The sequence below is a fragment of the Pseudomonas sp. B12(2026) genome (assembly GCF_057767015.1).
This window is the reverse complement of sequence record NZ_CM173430.1, coordinates 4,185,473-4,204,392: the sequence shown is the minus strand read 5'-3', so window position 1 is coordinate 4,204,392 and position 18,920 is coordinate 4,185,473. Positions and strand designations below refer to the sequence as shown.

The window sequence follows — 18,920 nt, the reverse complement described above, 5'->3', positions numbered from 1 at the left end:
GCTCAACCCCTGAAACTCCGATTCCGCTCGGCCTCCTGAAGGGGCGCTCCGGTGCGCGCGGATATTTCTCTGGAAGTCTGAAGGGCTAGAGCCGGAGCTGGAGCCGGAGCCAGAACGGAGCGCTGGCGCTCTCGTAGGAGCGGATCTTATCCGCGAAGGGGGGCGCTTTCTGCCGGGCCGTCCCGGGCACGCCGGTCGGGATTTCGCGGACAAGGTCCGCTTGTACGGGGTGGGCTAGCGCTGGCTCAGTCCTCCCGCCACTCCTTCGGCACTTCGCTTTTCAGCATCAGCTGGCACTGCTGGCTTTCCGGATCGAAGACGATCACCGCCTCGCCGCGCTTCAGGGCGTGGCGCGCGCGCTCCACGCGCACGTCCAGCGGCGTGTCGTCGCCGTTGTCGGTGCCTTCGCGGGTGACGAAGTCTTCCAGCAGGTTGTTCAGGGTCTCGGCTTCGAGCAGGTCGTGGGGAATCAGCATCTTTCGGGCACTCGCCATCGCAGCGCGGGATTGTAGTCCCGCGCCGCGATGGCGGCGAGCGTCGCTCAGGACTTGTCCTTGTCCGCGCCGTCGTTGTTCTCCAGCAGTTCGTCCACCGGCGGTACGTGGGTGGTGCTTTCCATGTGCACCGGATGTTCCAGTTGCTTGCTGAAGCGCTCCAGGGCGCCTTCGCTCGGCTGTGCGTCGCTGTCGAACACCGGCGGGCTGAGCAGGTAGGCGGTGAGCAGGCGGGCGAGGGCGGCGAGGCTGTCGATGTGGGTGCGCTCGTAGCCGTGGGTGGCGTCGCAGCCGAAGGCCAGCAGCGCGGTGCGGATGTCGTGGCCGGCGGTGACCGCCGACTGCGCGTCGCTGTGGTAGTAGCGGAACAGGTCGCGGCGCACGGCGATCTCGTGGCGTTCGCTCAGCCGCAGCAGGTGCCGCGACAGGTGATAGTCGTAGGGCCCGCCGGAGTCCTGCAGGGCCACGCTCACCGCGTGCTCGCTGGAGTTCTGCCCCCCGGCCACCGGGGCGATGTCGATGCCGACGAACTCGCTGACGTCCCAGGGCAGCGCGCCGGCCGCGCCGGAGCCGATTTCCTCGGTGATGGTGAACAGCGGGTGGCAGTCGATCGGCGGCTGCTGGCCGCTCTCGCGGACCGCCTTCAGCGCCGCCAGCAGCGCGGCGACGCCGGCCTTGTCATCGAGGTGGCGGGCGCTGATGTGGCCGCTCTCGGTGAATTCCGGCAGCGGGTCGAAGGCGACGAAATCGCCAATGGCCACGCCCAGGGTCTCGCTGTCGGCGCGGCTGACGGTGTAGGCGTCCAGGCGCAGTTCGACGTGGTCCCAACTGATCGGCAGGTTGTCCACCGCGGTGTTGAACGCGTGCCCGGAGGCCAGCAGCGGCAGCACGCTGCCGCGTAGCACACCGTTCTCGCAGAACACCGTGACCCGGCTGCCCTCGGCGAAGCGGCTCGACCAGCAGCCCACCGGCGCCAGCGCCAAGCGGCCGTCGGGCTTGATCTCGCGGACGATCGCGCCAATGGTGTCCAGATGCGCCGAGACCGCGCGGTCCGGGCTGTTGCGCCGGCCCGAGAGCGTCGCGCGGATGGTCCCGCGGCGGGTCATCTCGAAGGGCACGCCGATCTCCTCCAGGCGCTCGGCGACGTAGCGCACGATGGTGTCGGTGAAGCCGGTGGGGCTGGGGATGGCGAGCATTTCCAGCAGCACGCGCTGCAGGTAGTTCAGGTCGGGTTGTGGCAGTGGACTCATGCCGAAGCCTCCGTGCCGGGGTGGGATTCACGGTGGAGCAGTTCGCGGCTCAGCGGGAACAGCAGGTCGACGAAGCGCTCGGCGGTGGGCTGCGGCTCATGGTTGGCCAGCCCCGGCCGTTCGTTGGCCTCGATGATCACGTAGTCCGGCTGGTCGGCGTCGCGCACCAGCAGGTCGAGGCCGGTGACCGGGATTTCCAGCGCGCGCGCCGCGCGGATCGCGGCCTCGGCCAGTTTCGGGTGCAGGTGCCCGGTGACGTCCTCCAGGGTGCCGCCGGTGTGCAGGTTGGCGGTGCGGCGCACGGCCAGGCGCTGGCCGCTGGGCAGCACGTCGTCGTAGCCGAAGCCGGCGGCGGCCAGGGTGCGTTCGGTCTCGCCGTCCAGCGGGATGCGGCTTTCGCCGCCGGTGGCGGCCTGCCGGCGGCGGCTCTGCGCCTCGATCAGCTTGCGGATGCTGTGCCGGCCGTCGCCGATGACTTCGGCCGGGCGGCGGATCGCGGCGGCCACCACTTCATAGCCGATCACCACGATGCGCAGGTCCTGGCCTGCGTGGAAGCTCTCGAGGATCACCCGGGTGTCGAACTGCCTGGCCTGGGCGATGGCGCTTTCCACCTCGCCGGTGCTGCGCAGGTCCACGGCGACGCCCTGGCCCTGCTCGCCATCCACCGGCTTGACCACCAGCGAGCCGTGCTCGGCGAGGAACTTCGCATTGTCCCGGGCGCTGCCCGCCAGGCGCTGCTGCGGCTGGCGCAGGCCGGCGCGGTCGAGGGCGCGGTGGGTGAGGGTCTTGTCCTGGCACAGGCTCATGCTCACCGCGCTGGTCAGGTCGCACAGCGATTCGCGGCAGCGGATGCGCCGGCCGCCCTGGGTGAGGGTGAACAGCCCGGCGTCGCTGTCCTGCACCTGCACCTCGATGCCGCGCCGATGGGCTTCGTCGACGATGATCCGGGCGTAGGGGTTCAGGCCCTCTTCAGGGCCGGGGCCGAGGAACAGCGACTGGTTGATGCTGTTCTTGCACTTGATGGCGAAGGTCGGCAGCTCGCGGAAGCGCAGCTTGCGGTAGAGCGCCTTGGCCTGCTGGTTGCTGTGCAGCACCGACAGGTCGAGGTAGGCCAGGCCGCGGCTCATGAAGTGCTCGATCAGGTGGCGGACCAGCGCCTCGCCGACGCCGGGGCGGCTGGACTGCGGGTCCACCGCCAGGCACCAGAGGCTGGAGCCGCCTTCCGGGTCGCGGAAGGCCTTGGCGTGGTTGATGCCCATGACGGTGCCGATCACCGTGCCGGTCTCGTCGTCCTCGGCCAGCCAGTAGGCCGGCCCGCCGAGGTGGCGCGGGGTGACCTGCACCGGGTCGACCGGCAGCATGCCGCGCGCCAGGTACAGGCGGTTGATCGCCGCCCAGTCGTCCTCGCTGTGCACCCGGCGGATGCGGAAGCCGCGGAACGGCCGGCGCGCCGGGCGGTAGTCGGTGAACCACAGGCGCAGGGCGTCGGAGGGGTCGAGGAAGAGTTGCTGCGGCGCCTGTGCCAGCACCTGCTGCGGCGCGGCGACGTAGAGGGCGATGTCGCGCTCGCCGGGGCGTTCGTGGAGCAGTTCCTCGGCCAGCTGTTCGGCGGTGGCGAAGGTGTGCCCGATGAGCAGGCGGCCCCAGCCGCACTGCAGGATCAGCGGGCCCTCGTGGCGCTGCGCGTGGTCGCCGGCGAAGCGCGCCTGGAGGCGTTCGTAGGTCGGCGTCTGGCCTCGCAGCAGGCGCTGGTTGTGGGGGTGAGGCAGGTTCAAATGGGTCTTCATGGCGTACTCCCTGAAAAGCATTCGTCCTGGGCTTCACAAACCTTGTTCGGTCAGCCAGAGGTTGAGCGCGGCCAGCTGCCAGAGCTTGGAGCCCCGCAGTGGCGTGAGGTCGGTCGACGGGTCGCTGAGCAGGCGGTCGAACATCGCCGTCTCGAACATGCCGCGGTCCTGGCTCGGGTCCAGCAGCAGCTCGCTGACCCAGGCGCGGGTGTTGCCTTGCAGGTGCTTGAGGCCGGGCACCGGGAAATAGCCCTTGGGCCGGTCGATGACGGCGCTGGGGATGACCCGGCGCGCGGCGGCCTTGAGCACCTGCTTGCCGCCGTCGCCGAGCTTGAAGCGCGACGGGATGCGCGCCGACAGCTCGGCCACCCGGTAGTCGAGGAACGGCACGCGGGCTTCCAGGCCCCAGGCCATGGTCATGTTGTCCACGCGCTTGACCGGGTCGTCGACCAGCATGATGGTGCTGTCCAGGCGCAGCGCCTTGTCCACCGGGTCGTCGGCGCCGGGTTGGGCGAAGTGCTCGCGGACGAACTCGCCGGCCACGTCCTCCACCCGCAGCGCCTCGCGCACGGTTTCCAGGTACTCGCCGTGGCTGCGGTCGAAGAACGCCGCGCGGTAGGCCTGCAACGGGTCCTTCGCGCCGGCCACCTTCGGGTACCAGTGGTAGCCGGCGAACAGCTCGTCGGCGCCCTGGCCGCTCTGCACCACCTTGCAGTGCTGCGACACCTCGCGGGAGAGCAGGTAGAAGGCGATGCAGTCGTGGCTGACCATCGGCTCGCTCATGGCCTGGAAGGCCGCCGGCAGCTGCTCGATGACTTCCTGCTCGGCGATGCGCAGCTGGTGGTGGCGGGTGCCGTAGTGCCGGGCGATCAGGTCCGAATACTGGAATTCGTCGCCGCGCTCGCCGCCGGCATCCTCGAAGCCGATGGAGAAGGTCAGCAGGTCGTCCACCCCGGCCTCGTGCAGCAGGCCGACCAGCAGGCTCGAATCGACCCCGCCGGAGAGCAGCACGCCCACCTCGCGGGCGGCGCGCTGGCGCACGCTCACCGCGTCGCGCAGGCTGTCCAGCAGGCGTTCTTCCCAGTCTTCCAGGGTCAGCTCCCGTTCGTCCGGCAGCGGGCCGTAGTCCAGGCTCCACCAGCGCTGGCGCTCGGTGTGGCCTTCGGCGTCGATGCTCATCCAGCTGGCCGGCGGCAGTTTCTGCACCTCGGCCAGGAGGGTGCGCGGGGCGGGCACCACGGCGTGGAAGTTGAGGTAGTGGTTGAGCGCCACCGGGTCCAGCGCCGGATCGATGTCGCCGCCCTTGAGCAGCGCCGGCAGGCTGGAGGCGAAGCGCAGGCGCTGGCCGGTCCGCGACAGGTACAGCGGCTTGATGCCGAGGCGGTCGCGGGCGATGAACAGACGCCGTTTGTCACGCTCCCAGATGGCGAAGGCGAACATGCCATTGAGGCGTGGCAATAGTTGCTCGCCCCAGGCGTGATACCCCTTTAGAAGTACTTCGGTGTCGCCACCGGAGAAAAAGTGGTAGCCGAGGGCTTCCAGTTCCCCGCGCAGTTCGGGGTAGTTGTAGATTGCGCCGTTGAACACCAGCGACAGGCCCAGCGTCGGGTCGATCATCGGCTGGCCGGAGGCTTCGGCCAGGTCCATGATCTTCAGGCGCCGGTGCCCCAGGGCCAGTGGCCCTTCGCTGTGGAAGCCCCAGGCATCGGGGCCCCGCGGGGCGAGGTGGTGGGTGATGCGTTCGACCGCGGCGAGATCGGCGGCCTGCTTATCGAAGCGAAGTTCTCCTGCTATTCCGCACATGTCCTTACCGGTTCTCCGTTGGGGATGAGTGGGTGGTCCCAGAGAGGGGCCATAGGGGAGGACCGTCCGAATGGATGAGAGTTCTATTTTGATTTCATTGAGGAAAGTTCCAAGGCACAGGTGAACGATGATGGCCGATAGCAAATCTTCGATGCGTGACGCCCATGCCCTGTCGATGCTGCAGGCGCTGCGGCGGCTGCAGCAGGCGGCCGACATGCACTCCAAGAGCCTGGGGCGCGATGGTGAGTTGACGCCGCTGCAATTGCTGATCCTGCAGGTGATGGCGCTGGAGGGGGAAATTACCGCCGCCCAGCTGGCCCGGCAGGTCGCGCTCTCCCAGTCCTCGCTGTCGGGCGCCCTGACGCGCCTGGAAAGCCGGGGCCTGCTGACGCGCCGGCGTGACGCCGAGGACCGCCGCAAGCAGTGGCTGAGCCTGACCGGCGCGGGGCACCAGGCCTTGCGCGAGGGGCCGGAGCTGCTGCCCGAGCATGCCCTGGAGCGCTTCGCCGGCCTGCCGGAGTGGGAGCAACACGCCGTTCTCGCCGGGCTGCTGCGCGCCGCCGAGCTGTTCGAGACGCCCGAAGCGGCGGGTGTGGAAGAGGAAGAAGAGGAAGAAGAGGAAGAAAGCTAGGACGCCAGCAGCTTCTGCGCGGCCAGCGACAGGCTGACCGCCACCAGCATCAGGGCGAACAGGCGCTGCAGCGTGGCGCCGCCCAGGCGCACGGCCAGGCGGTTGCCGGCCAGCACCCCGAACGCGCCGCCCGCGGCGAGGCTGGCGAGCAGCGGCAGGGGCGGCTGGGCATCGCTCAGGTAGAGCAGGAAGCCGCCGCCGGAGACCAGCGCGATCACCGCCATGGAAGTCCCGGTCGCCGCCAGCATCGACAGCGGGGTGAACCACAGCAGCCCCGGCACGATCAGGAAACCGCCGCCCACCCCCATCAGGCCGGACAGCAGGCCCACCGCCAGGCCCACGCCCAGCAGCGCGCCGTTGCGCGTCGTCTGGCCGCCCGTGCGCTCCTGGCGCGAGCCCTGCCACATGCGCCAGGCGGACCACAGCACCAGCAGGCAGAAACCGACGATCAGCCAGGCATCGGGCACGAATTTCCCCAGCCACTGGCCGATGGCATTGCCCGGCCAGCCGGTGATCACCAGCCAGAACAGCGGCCGCCACGCCACCTGCCCGTGACGCGCCCGGGGTACCGCGCCGATCGCCGCCGACAGCGCCACCGCGCCGAGGCTGACGCCGATGGCATCGTGCAGCGGCAGGTGCAGGCTGAGCAGCAGCGGCAGCGCCACCAGCGAGCCGCCGGCGCCGGTCAGGCCCAGCAGCAGGCCGAGGATCAGGCCGATGACCAGGGACTCCAGCAGTAGTGCATCCATGTCGGTGGTCCGCTCTGGAAGTGGGGCGCGGCCCGACCGGCCGCGCGGCGATCAGGAGGACTTCTGCCCGCGCACGACGTCACGCAGGAAGAAGCGGTTGGGGTGGCAGGCCTCGGCCACGGCGCGCGGCAACGGCAGCGGCTCGTCGTCCAGCCAGGCCGCCAGCAGCTCGGCGGCCAGCGGCGCGGTGACCAGCCCGCGCGAGCCGTGGGCGCTGTTCAGGTACAGGCCGTCGAGCCAGGGGCAGGGCGTCTCCGGCTCCTGCCGGGCGTCCTTGCCGAGCACCGCGTAGGCCGCCGCGAAGGCGTCGCGGTCGGCCAGCGGGCCCACCAGCGGCAGGTAGTCCGGGGTGGTGCAGCGGAAGGCGGCGCGGCCCTGCAGGGTCGCCGGGTCGAGCTGGGCGATGCGCATGCGCTCGCTCAGGTCTGTGGATATCTCCGCCAGCAGATCGAGGTTGCCCAGGTGTTCTTCCAGCGATGGCTCGGTGTCGTCGCGCTTGAACTCGAAGCTGGCGCCCAGGGTGTGTTCGCCGTGGCGGGGCGGCGCCACGTAGCCCTCGGCGCAGACCACGGTGCTCAGCGCCGCGCTCTCGGCGGTGGCCGGCACGCGGGTGATCTGCCCGCGGATGCGTTTCATCGGCAGGCTCTGCGCGCCGTCGAAGCGGCGCACCTCGGCGGCGGTGGCGAGGATGGCGACCGGCGCGCTGGCGAGTTTCTCGTCGCCACGCCAGGCGCTCCAGCCATCGCCGTCGCGTTGCAGGCGGACTTCCTCGCCGGTCAGCACGCGGATATTCGGATGCTTGGCCAGATGCCGGCACAGCGCCGGCGGATGCACCCAGCCGCCCTCGGGGAAGAACAGCCCGCCGGCGGGCAGGCCGACGCCGGCGATGCGTTCGGCCTCGGCCTTGTCCAGCAGGCGCAGCAGCGAGTCCGGGAAGGCCGCGGCCAGCTGCGCCTGGCGCTGCGCCTCGGCATCGCCGAAGCCCAGTTGCAGCACGCCGCAATCGGACCATTCCTCGCCTTTCTGCAAGCGCTCGATCAGCCGCCGGGTATGGCCGAAGCCGCTGACGACCAGGCGCGACAGCGCGGTGCCGTGGGCCGACAGCTTGAGGTAGAGCACGCCCTGGGGATTGCCCGAGGCTTCCTCGGCGAGGGCGTCGTGGCGTTCGATCAGCGTCACTTGCCAGCCCCGCTCCGCGAGGCTGGCGGCGCTGGCGCAGCCGGCCATGCCGCCGCCGATCACCAGCGCCTCGCGCGGGCCGCTCGGGCGCGGCGGGCGGGCGTACCAGGGCTTGGCGGCGGGCTGTTCGGCGCCTGTGTAGGTGCCTTGCGACATCTCCCACTTCTTGCCGTGGCCGGGCGTGCGGCGCATGGCGAAGCCGGCGGCGATCAGCCCGCGGCGGACGAAGCCGGCGCTGGTGAAGGTGGCCAGGCTCGCGCCCGGCGCCGAGAGCCGGGCGAGCTGGGCATACAACGCGTCGTTCCACATCTCCGGGTTCTTCGCCGGCGAGAAGCCGTCGAGGAACCAGGCGTCGATGCGTGCGTCCAGCTCCTGCAGGGCGTCCAGCGCGTCGCCCACCAGCAGGGTCAGCACCACGCGGCCGCCGGCGAAGACGAAGCGCTGGAAGCCGGGGTTGATCGCCACGTACTGCGCCAGCAGCTGTTCCGACCAGCCCGCCAGTTGCGGCCAGAGGGCCAGGGCGCGGCGCAGGTCGTCCGGCGCCACCGGGAATTTCTCCACGCTGACGAAGTGCAGCCGCGCATCGGCCGAGGCCAGCGCGTCGAACTGCTGCCAGGCGCAGAGGAAGTTCAGCCCGGTGCCGAAGCCGGTCTCGCCGATGCACAGCCGGCCGCCGGCGGGCAGCGCGGCGAAGCGCTCGGGCAGGCGGTTGCCGGCGATGAACACGTGGTGCGTCTCGTCGATGCCCGAGGCGCTGGAGAAGTACACGTCGCCATAGACGCGGGAGGTGGGCTGGCCGTTTTCGTCCCAGTCGATCTGGGCGTTGTGGACTTTCGGCGGGGAAGGAAGCATGGAGTCGGTCGCGGTGAAGACGAAGGCGGCAGTTTAGCCGATCCGCCGCGCGCACCTCAGGGGGGACCGCCGTTTCGCCGTGCGCCGCGTTGCCGCGGCAGGTCAGCGGCGACGACGAAATGTCAGCAGCGCGGCCGCCACATCCGCTACCTTTACGGCATTCGGAATCAAGGAGAGGTGCATGTTCGAATCCGCCGAGATCGGCCATTCCATCGACAAGGAAACCTACGACAAGGAGGTCGCCGTCCTGCGCGAGGCGCTGCTCGAGGCGCAGTACGAGCTCAAGCAGCAGGCGCGCTTCCCGGTGGTCATCCTGATCAACGGCATCGAGGGCGCCGGCAAGGGCGAGACGGTGAAGCTGCTCAACGAGTGGATGGACCCGCGCCTGATCCAGGTGGAAAGCTTCCTCCTGCCCACCGACGAGGAACTTTCCCGCCCGCCGCAGTGGCGCTTCTGGCGCAAGCTGCCGCCCAAGGGGCGCATCGGTATCTTCTTCGGCAACTGGTACAGCCAGATGCTCTATGCGCGGGTGACCGGCGAGATCAAGGACAACCAGCTGGATGTCCTGATCGACGACGCCGAGCGCTTCGAGCGCATGTATTCCGACGAAGGCGCGCTGATCTTCAAGTTCTGGTTCCACCTGTCCAAGCGGCAGCTCAAGGAGCGCCTCAAGGCCCTGGAGCACGATCCGCAGCGCAGCTGGCAGCTCAGCGAGCTGGACTGGAAGCAGAGCGAGGTCTACGACAAGTTCGTGCGCTACGGCGAGCGCGTGCTGCGCCGCACCAGCCGCGACTACGCGCCCTGGTACGTGGTCGAGGGCGTCGACGAGCGCTACCGCAGCCTGACGGTGGGCCGCACTCTCCTCGAAGGCCTGCAGGCCGCGCTCAGGCTCCAGGACCGGCCGGCGCCGCAGCCTCATGCCGCGCCCCTGGTGTCGAGCCTGGACAACAAGGGGCTGCTCGACGCGCTCGACCTGAGCCTGAAGCTGGACAAGGAGCAGTACAAGGAGCAGATGGCGAAGGAGCAGGCGCGCCTGGCCACGCTGATGCGCGACAAGCACTTCCGCAGCCATTCGCTGATCGCCGTGTTCGAGGGCAACGACGCCGCCGGCAAGGGCGGCGCCATCCGCCGCGTGACCGACGCGCTGGACCCGCGCCAGTACCACATCGTGCCGATCGCCGCGCCCACCGAGGAAGAGCGTGCCCAGCCCTACCTGTGGCGCTTCTGGCGGCACATGCCGGGGCGCGGGCAGTTCACCATCTTCGACCGTTCCTGGTACGGCCGGGTGCTGGTGGAGCGGGTCGAGGGCTTCACCCCGGACGCCGACTGGCTGCGCTCCTACGCCGAGATCAACGACTTCGAGGAGCAGTTGGTGAACTTCGGCATCGTGCTGGTGAAGTTCTGGCTGTCCATCGACCAGGATACCCAGCTGGAGCGCTTCAAGGAGCGCGAGTCGATTCCGTTCAAGCGCTTCAAGATCACCGAGGAAGACTGGCGCAACCGCGACAAGTGGGACCACTACGTGGACGCGGTGGGCGACATGGTCGACCGCACCAGCACGGAGATCGCGCCCTGGACGCTGGTGGAGGCCAACGACAAGCGCTTCGCCCGGGTGAAGGTGCTGCGCACCATCGCCGACGCGCTGGAGGCGGCCTACGCGAAGAAGAAGGGCTGACCGGCTCTTCGTAGGCGCGAGCTTGCTCGCGAACGGCGTTTCGCCTGCAGCCCAGGCACGGAGGAAGGCCGAGGTTCGCGAGCAAGCCCGCTCCTACAGGTCTCCAGGCACCGGCCTCAGAAGTTGCGCCCCAGGTTGATGTACACCGCGTGCTCGCTGGCGTCGTTCAGGCCGTAGCTGAACGACAGCGGCCCCAGCGGGGTCTCGAAGCCCATCAGGAGGCTGCCGGCGTTGATGTAGCCGGTGTCGTAGCTGTTGTCGTTGTTCCACACCCGGCCGCGCTCCAGGCTGCCGCCCAGGTAGAAGGGGAAGTCCAGCGGCAGGAACGAGCGCTCGGTCATGCGCCGGTAGTAGATGACCCGGCCGAGGCTGTAGTTCTGCCCGGCCAGGGCGTCCTGGCGGTAGCCCGAGAGCTGCCGCGCGCCGCCGAGCAGGAAGCTCGACACCACCACGTTGGCATCGTCGAGGGTGCGGCCGTAGCCGCCGCCGAGCACGAAGGTGTCCGCGCCGCTGCTCAGCGCCTTGTCCAGGCGGATGTCCCACTGCCGGTAGCGGTCGTCGTCGCCCAGGGACGGCGTGTGCTCGCGGAAGCTCGTCTGGATGTCCTCGCCCTCGCGGGGGAAGTCGACGTTGTCCATGGTGTCGAAGGAATACTTGAGCTCGGCATAGCCCTCGTTGAAGTGGTAGTTGGGCAGGTCCTGGTCGCCGACGCGCACGTCGGCCTTGCCGTAGGCCTGGGCCACGCCGAAGCGGACCTCGCCGTTGTTGGCGATCTGCCGGCCGAGGTTGAGGCCGTAGCCGTAGCGCTCCAGGCGGTACTCGGCGATGGGATCGTCGTTGTCGGTGGCCTCGACGTTCTGCGCCTCGTTGAACAGGAAGGGCGCGACGAAGTAGCGCGAGCCGACGTCCAGCGGCTGGTAGAACTCGCTGTAGATTTCCTGGCGGTCGCCGATCTGCAGGCGCGTCAGCCATTCCGCGCCGAGGCGGTTGATGCCGTTCATGCGGTAGCTGGCGCCGACGTTGAAGGTGCTGTCGCCGCTCAGGTCGTCGGAGAGGTTCAGGCCCAGGCGCAGGTAATCGGTGCCGCTGCGCTTGCCGTAGGCGTGGATCACCAGGGCGTTGCCGGCTTTTCGGTGCACCACGCGGTATTGCACCTGGTCGAAGTAGTCCAGGCCGTAGAGGGTGCTCATGTCGCGCTGCAGGCGTTCGAGGTCCAGGCGTTCGCCCAGCGGCTGGCGGATGTAGTGGAGGATGACCTCGTCGCTGACCTTGGAGTTGTTCTCCACCTCGATGCGGGCGATCACCGGCTGGCGTTCACCGGGCGCGCGCGCCTCGCTCAGGGCGACGGCGCGTTCGTCGCCGTCCTGGCGCAGGCCGGCCAGGCGCGGCGCGAGGATGCTGGTGGCGCGGTAGCCGGCGTCGATCAGTTGCGGCACCTTGCCGAAGTCGGCGGAGCCGTAGGCGCTCAGCGGCGGCTGGATCAGCACGTCGCTGGCGCCCAGGGTGGCCAGCTGCGCCTCGGAGTTCTTGCGGGTCATCAGGGTGACGGACTGGTTGAGCATGTCCACCACCGTGGTCAGCTGCTTGCGGTCCAGCAGCGGGTTGCCGATGTCGACCACGATGACCACGTCGACGCCCATCTGCCGCGCCACGTCCACCGGGATGTTGTCGACCATGCCGCCGTCGACCAGCAGCTTGCCGTTGACGTCCACCGGGGCGAACACCGCCGGGATCGACATGCTGGCGCGGATCGCCTGGGGCAGGTGGCCCTTGGCGAACACCACTTTCTCGCCGGTGGCGATGTCGGTGGCCACCGCGCGGAAGGGGATGGCCAGCTTGTCGAAGTCGCGGGTGTCGCTGGTGTGCACCAGCAGGCGTTCCAGCAGCATCGACAGGTTCTGGCCCTGGATCGCGCCCAGCGGCAGGCCGAGGGTGCCGTCGTCGCGGAAGCTGAGCTTCTGTTTCACCAGGAAGTCGCGGTCGTCCTGCTTGCGCCGGAAGGGCATGTCGACCCGCGGCGGGGAGTCGGACAGCGCCTGCTGCCAGTCCAGGCCCAGGGCCAGCTGTTCCAGCTCTTTGGGGGTGTAGCCCGCCGCGTACAGCCCGCCGATCACCGCGCCCATGCTGGTGCCGGCGATGGCGTCGACGTGGATGCCCTGTTCGTCCAGCGCCTTGAGCACGCCGATGTGCGCCAGGCCGCGCGCCGCGCCGCCGGAGAGCACCAGGCCGATCTTCGGCGGCGCGGTGGCCGCCAGGGCGCCGAGGGGCAGGAGCAGGAACAGGACGAACAGCAGGCGGCGCATGACAGAATAATCCGGGCAGGCTTGTCGCCCGGTATTATAGGTGCGCGTCCTTGAGCGGGGTCTGATTCATGTCCGAAGGCAAAGCCGAAATCGTCATCACCTATTGCACCCAGTGCCAGTGGCTGCTGCGCGCCGCCTGGCTGGCGCAGGAACTGCTGAGCACCTTCGGCGACGACCTGGGCAAGGTCAGCCTGGTGCCGGGCACCGGCGGGGTGTTCCGGATCACCTGCGACGGCGAGCAGATCTGGGAGCGCAAGGCCGACGGCGGTTTCCCCGAGGCCAAGGTGCTCAAGCAGCGGGTGCGCGACCGCATCGATCCGCAGCGCGACCTGGGCCACAACGAGCGTTCCTGAATCCGCGCTGAACCGGCCGCCGGATGTATTGGTTAGCTGGCTAACTTGTTTGCTTCATGTCAACGGGGTACGCCCGTACCGCTTTTAGCCTGAGCGCATCCGTTTCCGCAGGGGATGCCCGACATGAGCATCATCGTCACCGGCGCCGCCGGTTTCATCGGCAGCAACCTGGTCAGGGCGCTGAACCGGCGCGGCGAGACCGACATCATCGCCGTCGACGATCTGACCGACGGCGACAAGTTCGCCAACCTCGCCGACTGCGACATCGGCGATTACCTCGACAAGCGCGACTTCATCGAGCGCTACGCCCGCGGCGACTTCGGCGTGGTGCGCGCGCTGCTGCACCAGGGCGCCTGCTCCAGCACCGTGGAGCGCGACGGGCGCTACATGATGGACAACAACTACCGCTACAGCTGCCAGTTGCTGGACGCCAGCCTGTCGCTGGGCGTGCCGTTCCTCTACGCCTCGTCGGCGGCGGTGTACGGCGGCGGCCGGGAGTTCCGCGAGATGCGCTCGTGCGAGCGGCCGCTGAACGTCTACGGCTATTCGAAGTTCCTCTTCGACCAGCGCGTGCGCAAGGTGCTGCCCGGCGCGCGCAGCCAGATCGCCGGCTTCCGCTACTTCAACGTCTACGGCCCGCGCGAGCAGCACAAGGGGCGCATGGCCTCGGTGGCGCGGCACTGCTTCAACCAGTTCCGCGAGACGGGCAAGGTGCAGCTGTTCGGCGAGTACGGCGACTACCCGGCCGGCGGGCACCTGCGCGATTTCGTTTCGGTGGAGGACGTGGCTGCGGTCAACCTGCATTTCCTCGACCACCCCGAGCACAGCGGCATCTTCAACCTCGGCAGCGGCCGCGCGCAGTCGTTCAACGACGTGGCGCTGGCGGTGATCAACACCCTGCGCGCGCAGCAGGACCTGCAGCCGCTGACCCTGGAAGCGGCGATCCGCTCCGGGCTGCTGGAATACATCGGGTTCCCGGAGGAGCTGCGTGGCAAGTACCAGTGCTACACCTGCGCCGACATCGCTTTCCTGCGCGAGGCCGGCTACCGCGAGCCGATGCTGGGCGTGGAGGAGGGGGTTGAGCGGTATTGCCGCGCGTTGCTGGAGCGGGAACGCGCCGGCGTGTAGCGGCGGTTTTACCCAGTCTTTACCCGTGCTGACACTCAGGGACGCGGGGACGCGCGATCATTGCACCCAGGGCCCCGCCCGAGCGGGCGGGGTTACAGCGTCAACCGAGGCTCCCGACATACGGGAGCCGTCAGCGGACAGGCCGCTTCGCAGGCTGTCATGCGAGGAGTCCTTGGCAGTCCCTTCGGGGCAAGGACTCGGAATCCGCATGCTGCGAGGCGGCCTTCTTTATTTGCGGGCACGGAGCTTCGATGAATCGTAGAAGCGGACTTTGTCCGCGAATCCTGTGCGGGGCTATCGCGGACGGAGTCCGCTCCTACGGGACCACGTGCGTTATGCCGCCCCACGCGCACTGAGAAAAGTGGCGAAGATGATCAGCGCGCCGCCCGCCAGCATGCGCAGGCTCGGCTCTTCGCCGAACAGCATGGCGGCGAAGGCGATGCCGTAGACCGGCTCCAGGGCGAAGATCACCGCCGCGGTGCGTGCCTTGATCAGCCGCAGGCTGGCGACGAACAGGCTGTGGGCGACGCCGGTGCAGAGTACGCCGAGGGCCACCAGCCACAGCCAGTCCATGCCGCGCACCGAGGGCAGGTCGAGCAGCACCAATGGCAGCAGGCAGGCGATGATCGTCAGGTTCTGGCACAGCGCCGCCTGGATCGGGTCGATGCCGCGCACGCTGACCCGGTTGGCCAGCGACAGCAGGGCGAACAGCAGGCCGGAGACGGTGCCCCAGAGCAGCCCGGCAGTGGCGCCGTCGCGCAGGTCCAGGCTCGGGGTGACCATCACCAGGCCGATGCACACCAGCGCCACCACCCCGTATTCGCCCCTGCGGATGCGCTCGCGGAACAGCAGCCCCTCCAGCAGCACGGTGAAGGCCGGGAAGCTGGCGAAGCCGAGGGTGGCGACCGCGACGCCGCCGACCTTCACCGCGAGGAAGAAGGTCAGCCAGTGGGTGCACAGCAGCACGCCGCTGCCCAGCAGCATGGCCGCCTGTTTCAGCCCGGGCCGGCGCTGCTGCCGCAGATGCCCGGCGAACACCGCCGCCAGCGACAGCGAGCCGAACAGCGCGCGGCCGAAGACGATGATCAGCGGGCCGGCGAGGATGAGTTTGCCGAAGATGCCGGACAGCCCGAACATCAGGGCGCCGATGTGCAGGCCGAGCAGGGCGCCGCGGGGAGTGAGTCGGGAAATGGAGATCATGCCTGCGAACCCGCCGACTGCCGTGGCGGGACCCTTGCGGAAAAAGTGGAAGCGCGCCGGGCGGGCCGGCGCGGGTGGTAATGCCACTCAGGCCAGCCGTGCGCCATTGGGCAGCGGCTTGTCGAAACCGGCCAGCACCACCTTGTCGTCGCTGTCGTAGACGCCGGTGACCAGCACTTCCGAGCGCACGCCGGCGATGGACTTGGGCGCGAAGTTGCACACGCACAGCACCTGGCGGCCGATCAGCCCGGCGAGGGCGTAGTGCGCGGTGATCTGCGCGCTGGAGGTCTTCAGCCCCAGTGGGCCGAGGTCCACCTGGAGGATGTAGGCGGGCTTGCGCGCCTTCACGTTGGGCTCGGCCTGGACGATGGTGCCCACGCGCAGTTCGACGCGTTCGAAATCCTGCCACTCGATGGTGTCTGCCGACATCGCTGTTCCCCGTTCGTTGATCGGTTCGATGGCCGGCAGTCTAGGCCGCGGGCGCGCGCCTGTCTGTCGCGCGGCTAGCGGGAATTGTCGCGCGCCTCCCGGCGCAGCTGGCGCGGCGTGGTGCCGAACTGGCGCGCCAGCGCGGCGGTGAAGGCGCTCTGCGAGGCGTAGCCGACCCGGGCGGCGATCTCGCCCACCGGCAGGCGGGTGCCGCGCAGCAGCTCGCGGGCCTGATGCAGGCGGCGCTGGCGCACGTAGTCCATGGGCGTCTGCCCGGTCTCGGCGAGGAAGCGGGCGTGGAAGCGCGCGGCGGACAGCCCGGCGAGGCGCGCGAGGTCGGCCACCTGCAGTGGGTGCGCGGCGTGGCGGTCGATGTAGCTGTCGAGGCTGGCCAGCGGCAGCTGCGCCGGCTCGTCCAGGCGCTGCTGGCCGGCGGCGAGGCTGGCGAGCAGGAGGATGGCGCCCTGGCGCGCCAGCACCGGGTCGTGCAGCGGGCTGCCGGCGAGCCAGTGCACCAGCTGCGCCTGGTCGCCGCTGAGCAGGCGCTGGCCGGGGGTTTCCAGCAGGCGGCGGCCGGCGTCGGCGTGCTGGCCGAGGCCGCCGAGCAGGTCGTCCTCGTCCTCCAGGTCGACCACCAGGCAGCGGCTGCCGGCGGGGCTGGCGCAGACGTGGTGGGTCTCGCGCGGGACCACGGCGAAGTGCTGCCGGGTCACCAGGCTGCCGCGGCCATCCACCTCGAAATCCAGGCTGCCGGACAGGCCCAGCACCAGCTGCGCATGGCTGTGGCTGTGGGCGAGGTGCTCGTGGTGGTAGTTGCGCAGGGAGAGGATCAGGCTCATCGGCGGCTCCGGTGGACTAGGGGGAGTCTAGCGCGGCGGCGGCTGTAACGGGACTGTCGCCAGTCGGTCATGTGCACTTCACCGCCAGTGCCGAAAATTGGAAAAACCCCACTGGAGGTCGCCGACGATGAGCAGCGCGCAACGCATGACGCCGACGAAGAAACAACGCGTTCGGACCCTGTGGATATCCGATGTCCACCTCGGCACCCGCGATTGCCAGGCCGAGCACCTGGCCGGCTTCCTCAAGCGCTACCACGCCGACCGCATCTACCTGGTCGGCGACATCATCGATGGCTGGAAGCTGCGCGGCGGCATGTACTGGCCGCAGGCGCACACCAACGTGATCCGCCGCCTGCTGACCATGAGCAAGCGCGGCACCGAGGTGATCTACGTCACCGGCAACCACGATGAATTCCTGCGCCGCTATTCCACGCTGCTGCTGGGCAACATCCGCCTGGTGGACGAGATCGAGCACACCACCGTCGACGGCCGGCGCCTGCTGGTGATCCACGGCGACCAGTTCGACGTGATCACCCGCTACCACAAGTGGCTGGCCTTCCTCGGCGACTCCGCCTACGAGTTCACCCTGACCCTCAACCGCTGGCTGAACTACTGGCGCAGCCGCTACGGCTACGGTTACTGGTCGCTGTCGGCGTACCTCAAGCACAAGGTCAAGACGGCGGTGAACTTCATCAGCGACTTCGAGGAAGCCATCGCCCACGAGGTGCAGAAGCGCGGCCTCAACGGCGTGGTCTGCGGGCACATCCACCACGCGGAAATCCGCCGGATCGGCGAGGTGGAATACCTCAACTGCGGCGACTGGGTGGAATCCTGCAGCGCGCTGATCGAGCACTGGGACGGCAGCATCCAGCTCTACCGGCTGGCCGAGGAGCAGGCGCGCGTCGCCGAGCCGGCGGCGGTCGGGACGGCGGCATGAGGCTGCTGATCGTCAGCGATGCCTGGCTGCCGCAAGTCAACGGCGTGGTCACCAGCCTCAAGGCGCTGGTGGCGGAACTGGAAGGGCTGGGCCATGTGGTCGGCCTGATCACCCCGCAGGATTTCCGTCACCGTCCGTGCCCGAGCTATCCGGAAATCCCGCTGGCCTGGGACCTGTGGAAGGTCGGCGGGAAGATCGCCGGATTCGCCCCCGACTGCGTCCACCTCGCCACCGAAGGGCCGCTGGGCTGGGCCGCGCGGCGCTGGCTGATGCGCCGGGGCCTGAAGTTCAGCAGCGCCATCCACACGCGCTTTCCCGAATACGTGAATACCCGCTGGCCCTGGTTGCCGCTGGACTGGGGCTACGCCTTCCTGCGCCGCTTCCACGCGCCGAGCCAGGCCGTGCTGGTGAGCAGCGAGCGGATGTGCGAAGCCTTCGCCGAACGCGGCCTGGAGAACCTGGCGCTGTGGCGCAAGGGCGTCGACCTGGCGCGTTTCCAGCCGGGCGACGGAGCGCCGGCGAGCGATCCGGTGTTCCTCTACGTCGGGCGCCTGGCGCGGGAGAAGAATCTGGAAGCCTTCCTCGACCTGGATCTGCCCGGGCGCAAGCGCGTGGTGGGTGATGGCCCGCAGCGCGGCGAGCTGGAGGCACGTTATCCACAGGCGGAGTTCCTCGGCTACCGCCACGGCGAGGAGCTGGCGGCGGCCTATCGCAGCGCCAGCGTGCTGGTGTTCCCCTCGCGGACCGACACCCTCGGGCTGGTGATGTACGAGGCGCTGGCCTGCGGCACGCCGGTGGCGGCCTTCCCGGTGGCGGGGCCGCTGGACGTGCTGGAGGAGGGGGTGACCGGCGCGCTGGACGAGGACCTGCGCGGCGCCTGCCGGCGGGCGCTGGAACTGGATCGCCAGGCCTGCGCGAACTGGGCGCGCGGGCAGTCCTGGCGGCTGTCGGCGCAGGAATTCCTCGCCCTGCAGGTGCGCCTGACGGAGCTGCCGGTCAGCGAAGCGCCGGCCTGCTGATCAGAACAGCGGCTGGTCGTGGTCCAGGCTCTGGTCCACCAGCCATTTGCCGTGGGCGATGGAGGCGTGCTGGGCCTTGTCCAGGTCCGCCATGAAGGCGAATTCCACCGGCAGCGTCTTGCGCTTGGTGGTCTGGCCGTCCGGGGTGGTGATGTGGCAGCCGCCGGCCCAGGGCGTGGGCAGGCCGGGGTGTTCGACGACATCGGCGGTGATGATGTGCTGGCGGTGTTCGCATTGCATCAGGCTCATGGGGCATCCTCCGGGCTGTGCGCCAACGGCCCGGGCCGGGCGC

Annotated in this window: 17 protein-coding genes; 6 read left to right on the top strand and 11 right to left on the bottom strand. The window is 69.4% G+C overall.

Features of this window, described 5'->3' with window-relative positions; all coding sequences use genetic code 11:
• Positions 1-245 precede the first annotated feature (245 nt).
• From AC3B6A_RS19415 to AC3B6A_RS19400, 4 genes are all read right to left on the bottom strand, one after another.
• Positions 246-476: a YheU family protein gene (locus AC3B6A_RS19415; RefSeq protein ID WP_488398738.1), complete on the bottom strand. Its 231-nt coding sequence runs from the start codon at positions 474-476 to the stop codon at positions 246-248.
• A gap of 65 nt (positions 477-541) precedes the next feature.
• Positions 542-1,744 (bottom strand): osmoprotectant NAGGN system M42 family peptidase, encoded by a 1,203-nt coding sequence (locus AC3B6A_RS19410; protein ID WP_488398737.1) that lies wholly within the window; start codon positions 1,742-1,744, stop codon positions 542-544.
• Positions 1,741-3,531: an N-acetylglutaminylglutamine synthetase gene (gene ngg, locus AC3B6A_RS19405; protein ID WP_488398736.1), complete on the bottom strand. Its 1,791-nt coding sequence runs from the start codon at positions 3,529-3,531 to the stop codon at positions 1,741-1,743. Before ngg ends, AC3B6A_RS19410 begins: the two co-directional genes overlap by 4 nt.
• Positions 3,532-3,564: 33 nt before the next feature.
• Positions 3,565-5,334, bottom strand: coding sequence for an N-acetylglutaminylglutamine amidotransferase (locus AC3B6A_RS19400; protein WP_488398735.1), 1,770 nt, complete (start codon positions 5,332-5,334; stop codon positions 3,565-3,567).
• Between the two features lie 130 nt (positions 5,335-5,464).
• Here AC3B6A_RS19400 and AC3B6A_RS19395 point away from each other — a divergent pair, with 130 nt between their 5' ends.
• Positions 5,465-5,965, top strand: coding sequence for a MarR family winged helix-turn-helix transcriptional regulator (locus AC3B6A_RS19395; RefSeq protein ID WP_488398734.1), 501 nt, complete (start codon positions 5,465-5,467; stop codon positions 5,963-5,965).
• Here the strand turns inward: AC3B6A_RS19395 and AC3B6A_RS19390 are convergent.
• Both AC3B6A_RS19390 and mnmC read right to left on the bottom strand, forming a co-directional pair.
• On the bottom strand, positions 5,962-6,714 hold the full coding sequence (locus tag AC3B6A_RS19390; RefSeq protein ID WP_488398733.1) for a sulfite exporter TauE/SafE family protein: 753 nt from the start codon (positions 6,712-6,714) through the stop codon (positions 5,962-5,964). The two genes, AC3B6A_RS19395 and AC3B6A_RS19390, sit on opposite strands and share 4 nt — an antisense overlap.
• A gap of 51 nt (positions 6,715-6,765) precedes the next feature.
• Positions 6,766-8,745, bottom strand: coding sequence for a bifunctional tRNA (5-methylaminomethyl-2-thiouridine)(34)-methyltransferase MnmC2/FAD-dependent 5-carboxymethylaminomethyl-2-thiouridine(34) oxidoreductase MnmC1 (gene mnmC, locus AC3B6A_RS19385; RefSeq protein WP_488398732.1), 1,980 nt, complete (start codon positions 8,743-8,745; stop codon positions 6,766-6,768).
• 181 nt (positions 8,746-8,926) lie between these two features.
• Between mnmC and pap the strand changes: the two genes are divergently transcribed.
• The gene (pap, locus tag AC3B6A_RS19380) at positions 8,927-10,420 is read left to right on the top strand and encodes a polyphosphate:AMP phosphotransferase (protein WP_488398731.1); all 1,494 of its coding nucleotides are present in this window, start codon (positions 8,927-8,929) and stop codon (positions 10,418-10,420) included.
• 116 nt (positions 10,421-10,536) lie between these two features.
• On the opposite strand, the gene AC3B6A_RS19375 is transcribed toward pap, so the two are convergent.
• Complete coding sequence (locus tag AC3B6A_RS19375; RefSeq protein WP_488398730.1) at positions 10,537-12,723, bottom strand: patatin-like phospholipase family protein; 2,187 nt, start codon at positions 12,721-12,723, stop codon at positions 10,537-10,539.
• A gap of 68 nt (positions 12,724-12,791) precedes the next feature.
• On the opposite strand from AC3B6A_RS19375, the gene AC3B6A_RS19370 reads away from it, so the two are divergent.
• Positions 12,792-13,076, top strand: a complete 285-nt coding sequence (locus AC3B6A_RS19370; RefSeq protein ID WP_488398729.1) for an Rdx family protein — start codon at positions 12,792-12,794, stop codon at positions 13,074-13,076.
• A gap of 123 nt (positions 13,077-13,199) precedes the next feature.
• Entirely contained in the window at positions 13,200-14,204 is a 1,005-nt protein-coding gene (gene rfaD / locus AC3B6A_RS19365; protein WP_488398728.1) for an ADP-glyceromanno-heptose 6-epimerase, read from the top strand.
• Positions 14,205-14,537: 333 nt separating this feature from the next.
• Here rfaD and AC3B6A_RS19360 read toward each other — a convergent pair whose 3' ends face one another.
• From AC3B6A_RS19360 to AC3B6A_RS19350, 3 genes are all read right to left on the bottom strand, one after another.
• Complete coding sequence (locus AC3B6A_RS19360) at positions 14,538-15,404, bottom strand: DMT family transporter (RefSeq protein ID WP_488398727.1); 867 nt, start codon at positions 15,402-15,404, stop codon at positions 14,538-14,540.
• An 87-nt stretch (positions 15,405-15,491) separates the two neighbouring features.
• Positions 15,492-15,833 carry a tRNA-binding protein gene (locus AC3B6A_RS19355; RefSeq protein WP_488398726.1) on the bottom strand — a complete coding sequence of 114 codons (342 nt, stop codon included), beginning with the start codon at positions 15,831-15,833 and terminating at the stop codon, positions 15,492-15,494.
• Positions 15,834-15,907: 74 nt separating this feature from the next.
• Complete coding sequence (locus AC3B6A_RS19350) at positions 15,908-16,672, bottom strand: helix-turn-helix transcriptional regulator (protein ID WP_488398725.1); 765 nt, start codon at positions 16,670-16,672, stop codon at positions 15,908-15,910.
• Positions 16,673-16,799: 127 nt separating this feature from the next.
• Here AC3B6A_RS19350 and AC3B6A_RS19345 point away from each other — a divergent pair, with 127 nt between their 5' ends.
• Together AC3B6A_RS19345 and AC3B6A_RS19340 are read left to right on the top strand one after the other, a co-directional pair.
• Positions 16,800-17,609, top strand: a complete 810-nt coding sequence (locus AC3B6A_RS19345; RefSeq protein WP_488398724.1) for a UDP-2,3-diacylglucosamine diphosphatase — start codon at positions 16,800-16,802, stop codon at positions 17,607-17,609.
• The gene (locus tag AC3B6A_RS19340) at positions 17,606-18,628 is read left to right on the top strand and encodes a glycosyltransferase family 4 protein (RefSeq protein WP_488398723.1); all 1,023 of its coding nucleotides are present in this window, start codon (positions 17,606-17,608) and stop codon (positions 18,626-18,628) included. Before AC3B6A_RS19345 ends, AC3B6A_RS19340 begins: the two co-directional genes overlap by 4 nt.
• On the opposite strand, the gene AC3B6A_RS19335 is transcribed toward AC3B6A_RS19340, so the two are convergent.
• Positions 18,629-18,877 (bottom strand): hypothetical protein, encoded by a 249-nt coding sequence (locus tag AC3B6A_RS19335; protein ID WP_488398722.1) that lies wholly within the window; start codon positions 18,875-18,877, stop codon positions 18,629-18,631.
• Positions 18,878-18,920 lie beyond the last annotated feature (43 nt).

What these genes read in the sequence shown, in the direction of transcription:
- AC3B6A_RS19350 (WP_488398725.1), bottom strand. Translation starts at nt 16,672, where the DNA reads ATGAGCCTGATCCTCTCCCTGCGCAACTACCACCACGAGCACCTCGCC.
- AC3B6A_RS19335 (WP_488398722.1), bottom strand. Translation starts at nt 18,877, where the DNA reads ATGAGCCTGATGCAATGCGAACACCGCCAGCACATCATCACCGCCGAT.
- AC3B6A_RS19390 (WP_488398733.1), bottom strand. Translation starts at nt 6,714, where the DNA reads ATGGATGCACTACTGCTGGAGTCCCTGGTCATCGGCCTGATCCTCGGC.
- AC3B6A_RS19415 (WP_488398738.1), bottom strand. Translation starts at nt 476, where the DNA reads ATGCTGATTCCCCACGACCTGCTCGAAGCCGAGACCCTGAACAACCTG.
- rfaD (WP_488398728.1), top strand. Translation starts at nt 13,200, where the DNA reads ATGAGCATCATCGTCACCGGCGCCGCCGGTTTCATCGGCAGCAACCTG.
- pap (WP_488398731.1), top strand. Translation starts at nt 8,927, where the DNA reads ATGTTCGAATCCGCCGAGATCGGCCATTCCATCGACAAGGAAACCTAC.
- AC3B6A_RS19360 (WP_488398727.1), bottom strand. Translation starts at nt 15,404, where the DNA reads ATGATCTCCATTTCCCGACTCACTCCCCGCGGCGCCCTGCTCGGCCTG.
- AC3B6A_RS19400 (WP_488398735.1), bottom strand. Translation starts at nt 5,334, where the DNA reads ATGTGCGGAATAGCAGGAGAACTTCGCTTCGATAAGCAGGCCGCCGAT.
- AC3B6A_RS19370 (WP_488398729.1), top strand. Translation starts at nt 12,792, where the DNA reads ATGTCCGAAGGCAAAGCCGAAATCGTCATCACCTATTGCACCCAGTGC.
- AC3B6A_RS19355 (WP_488398726.1), bottom strand. Translation starts at nt 15,833, where the DNA reads ATGTCGGCAGACACCATCGAGTGGCAGGATTTCGAACGCGTCGAACTG.
- mnmC (WP_488398732.1), bottom strand. Translation starts at nt 8,745, where the DNA reads ATGCTTCCTTCCCCGCCGAAAGTCCACAACGCCCAGATCGACTGGGAC.
- AC3B6A_RS19375 (WP_488398730.1), bottom strand. Translation starts at nt 12,723, where the DNA reads ATGCGCCGCCTGCTGTTCGTCCTGTTCCTGCTCCTGCCCCTCGGCGCC.
- AC3B6A_RS19340 (WP_488398723.1), top strand. Translation starts at nt 17,606, where the DNA reads ATGAGGCTGCTGATCGTCAGCGATGCCTGGCTGCCGCAAGTCAACGGC.
- AC3B6A_RS19410 (WP_488398737.1), bottom strand. Translation starts at nt 1,744, where the DNA reads ATGAGTCCACTGCCACAACCCGACCTGAACTACCTGCAGCGCGTGCTG.
- ngg (WP_488398736.1), bottom strand. Translation starts at nt 3,531, where the DNA reads ATGAAGACCCATTTGAACCTGCCTCACCCCCACAACCAGCGCCTGCTG.
- AC3B6A_RS19395 (WP_488398734.1), top strand. Translation starts at nt 5,465, where the DNA reads ATGGCCGATAGCAAATCTTCGATGCGTGACGCCCATGCCCTGTCGATG.
- AC3B6A_RS19345 (WP_488398724.1), top strand. Translation starts at nt 16,800, where the DNA reads ATGAGCAGCGCGCAACGCATGACGCCGACGAAGAAACAACGCGTTCGG.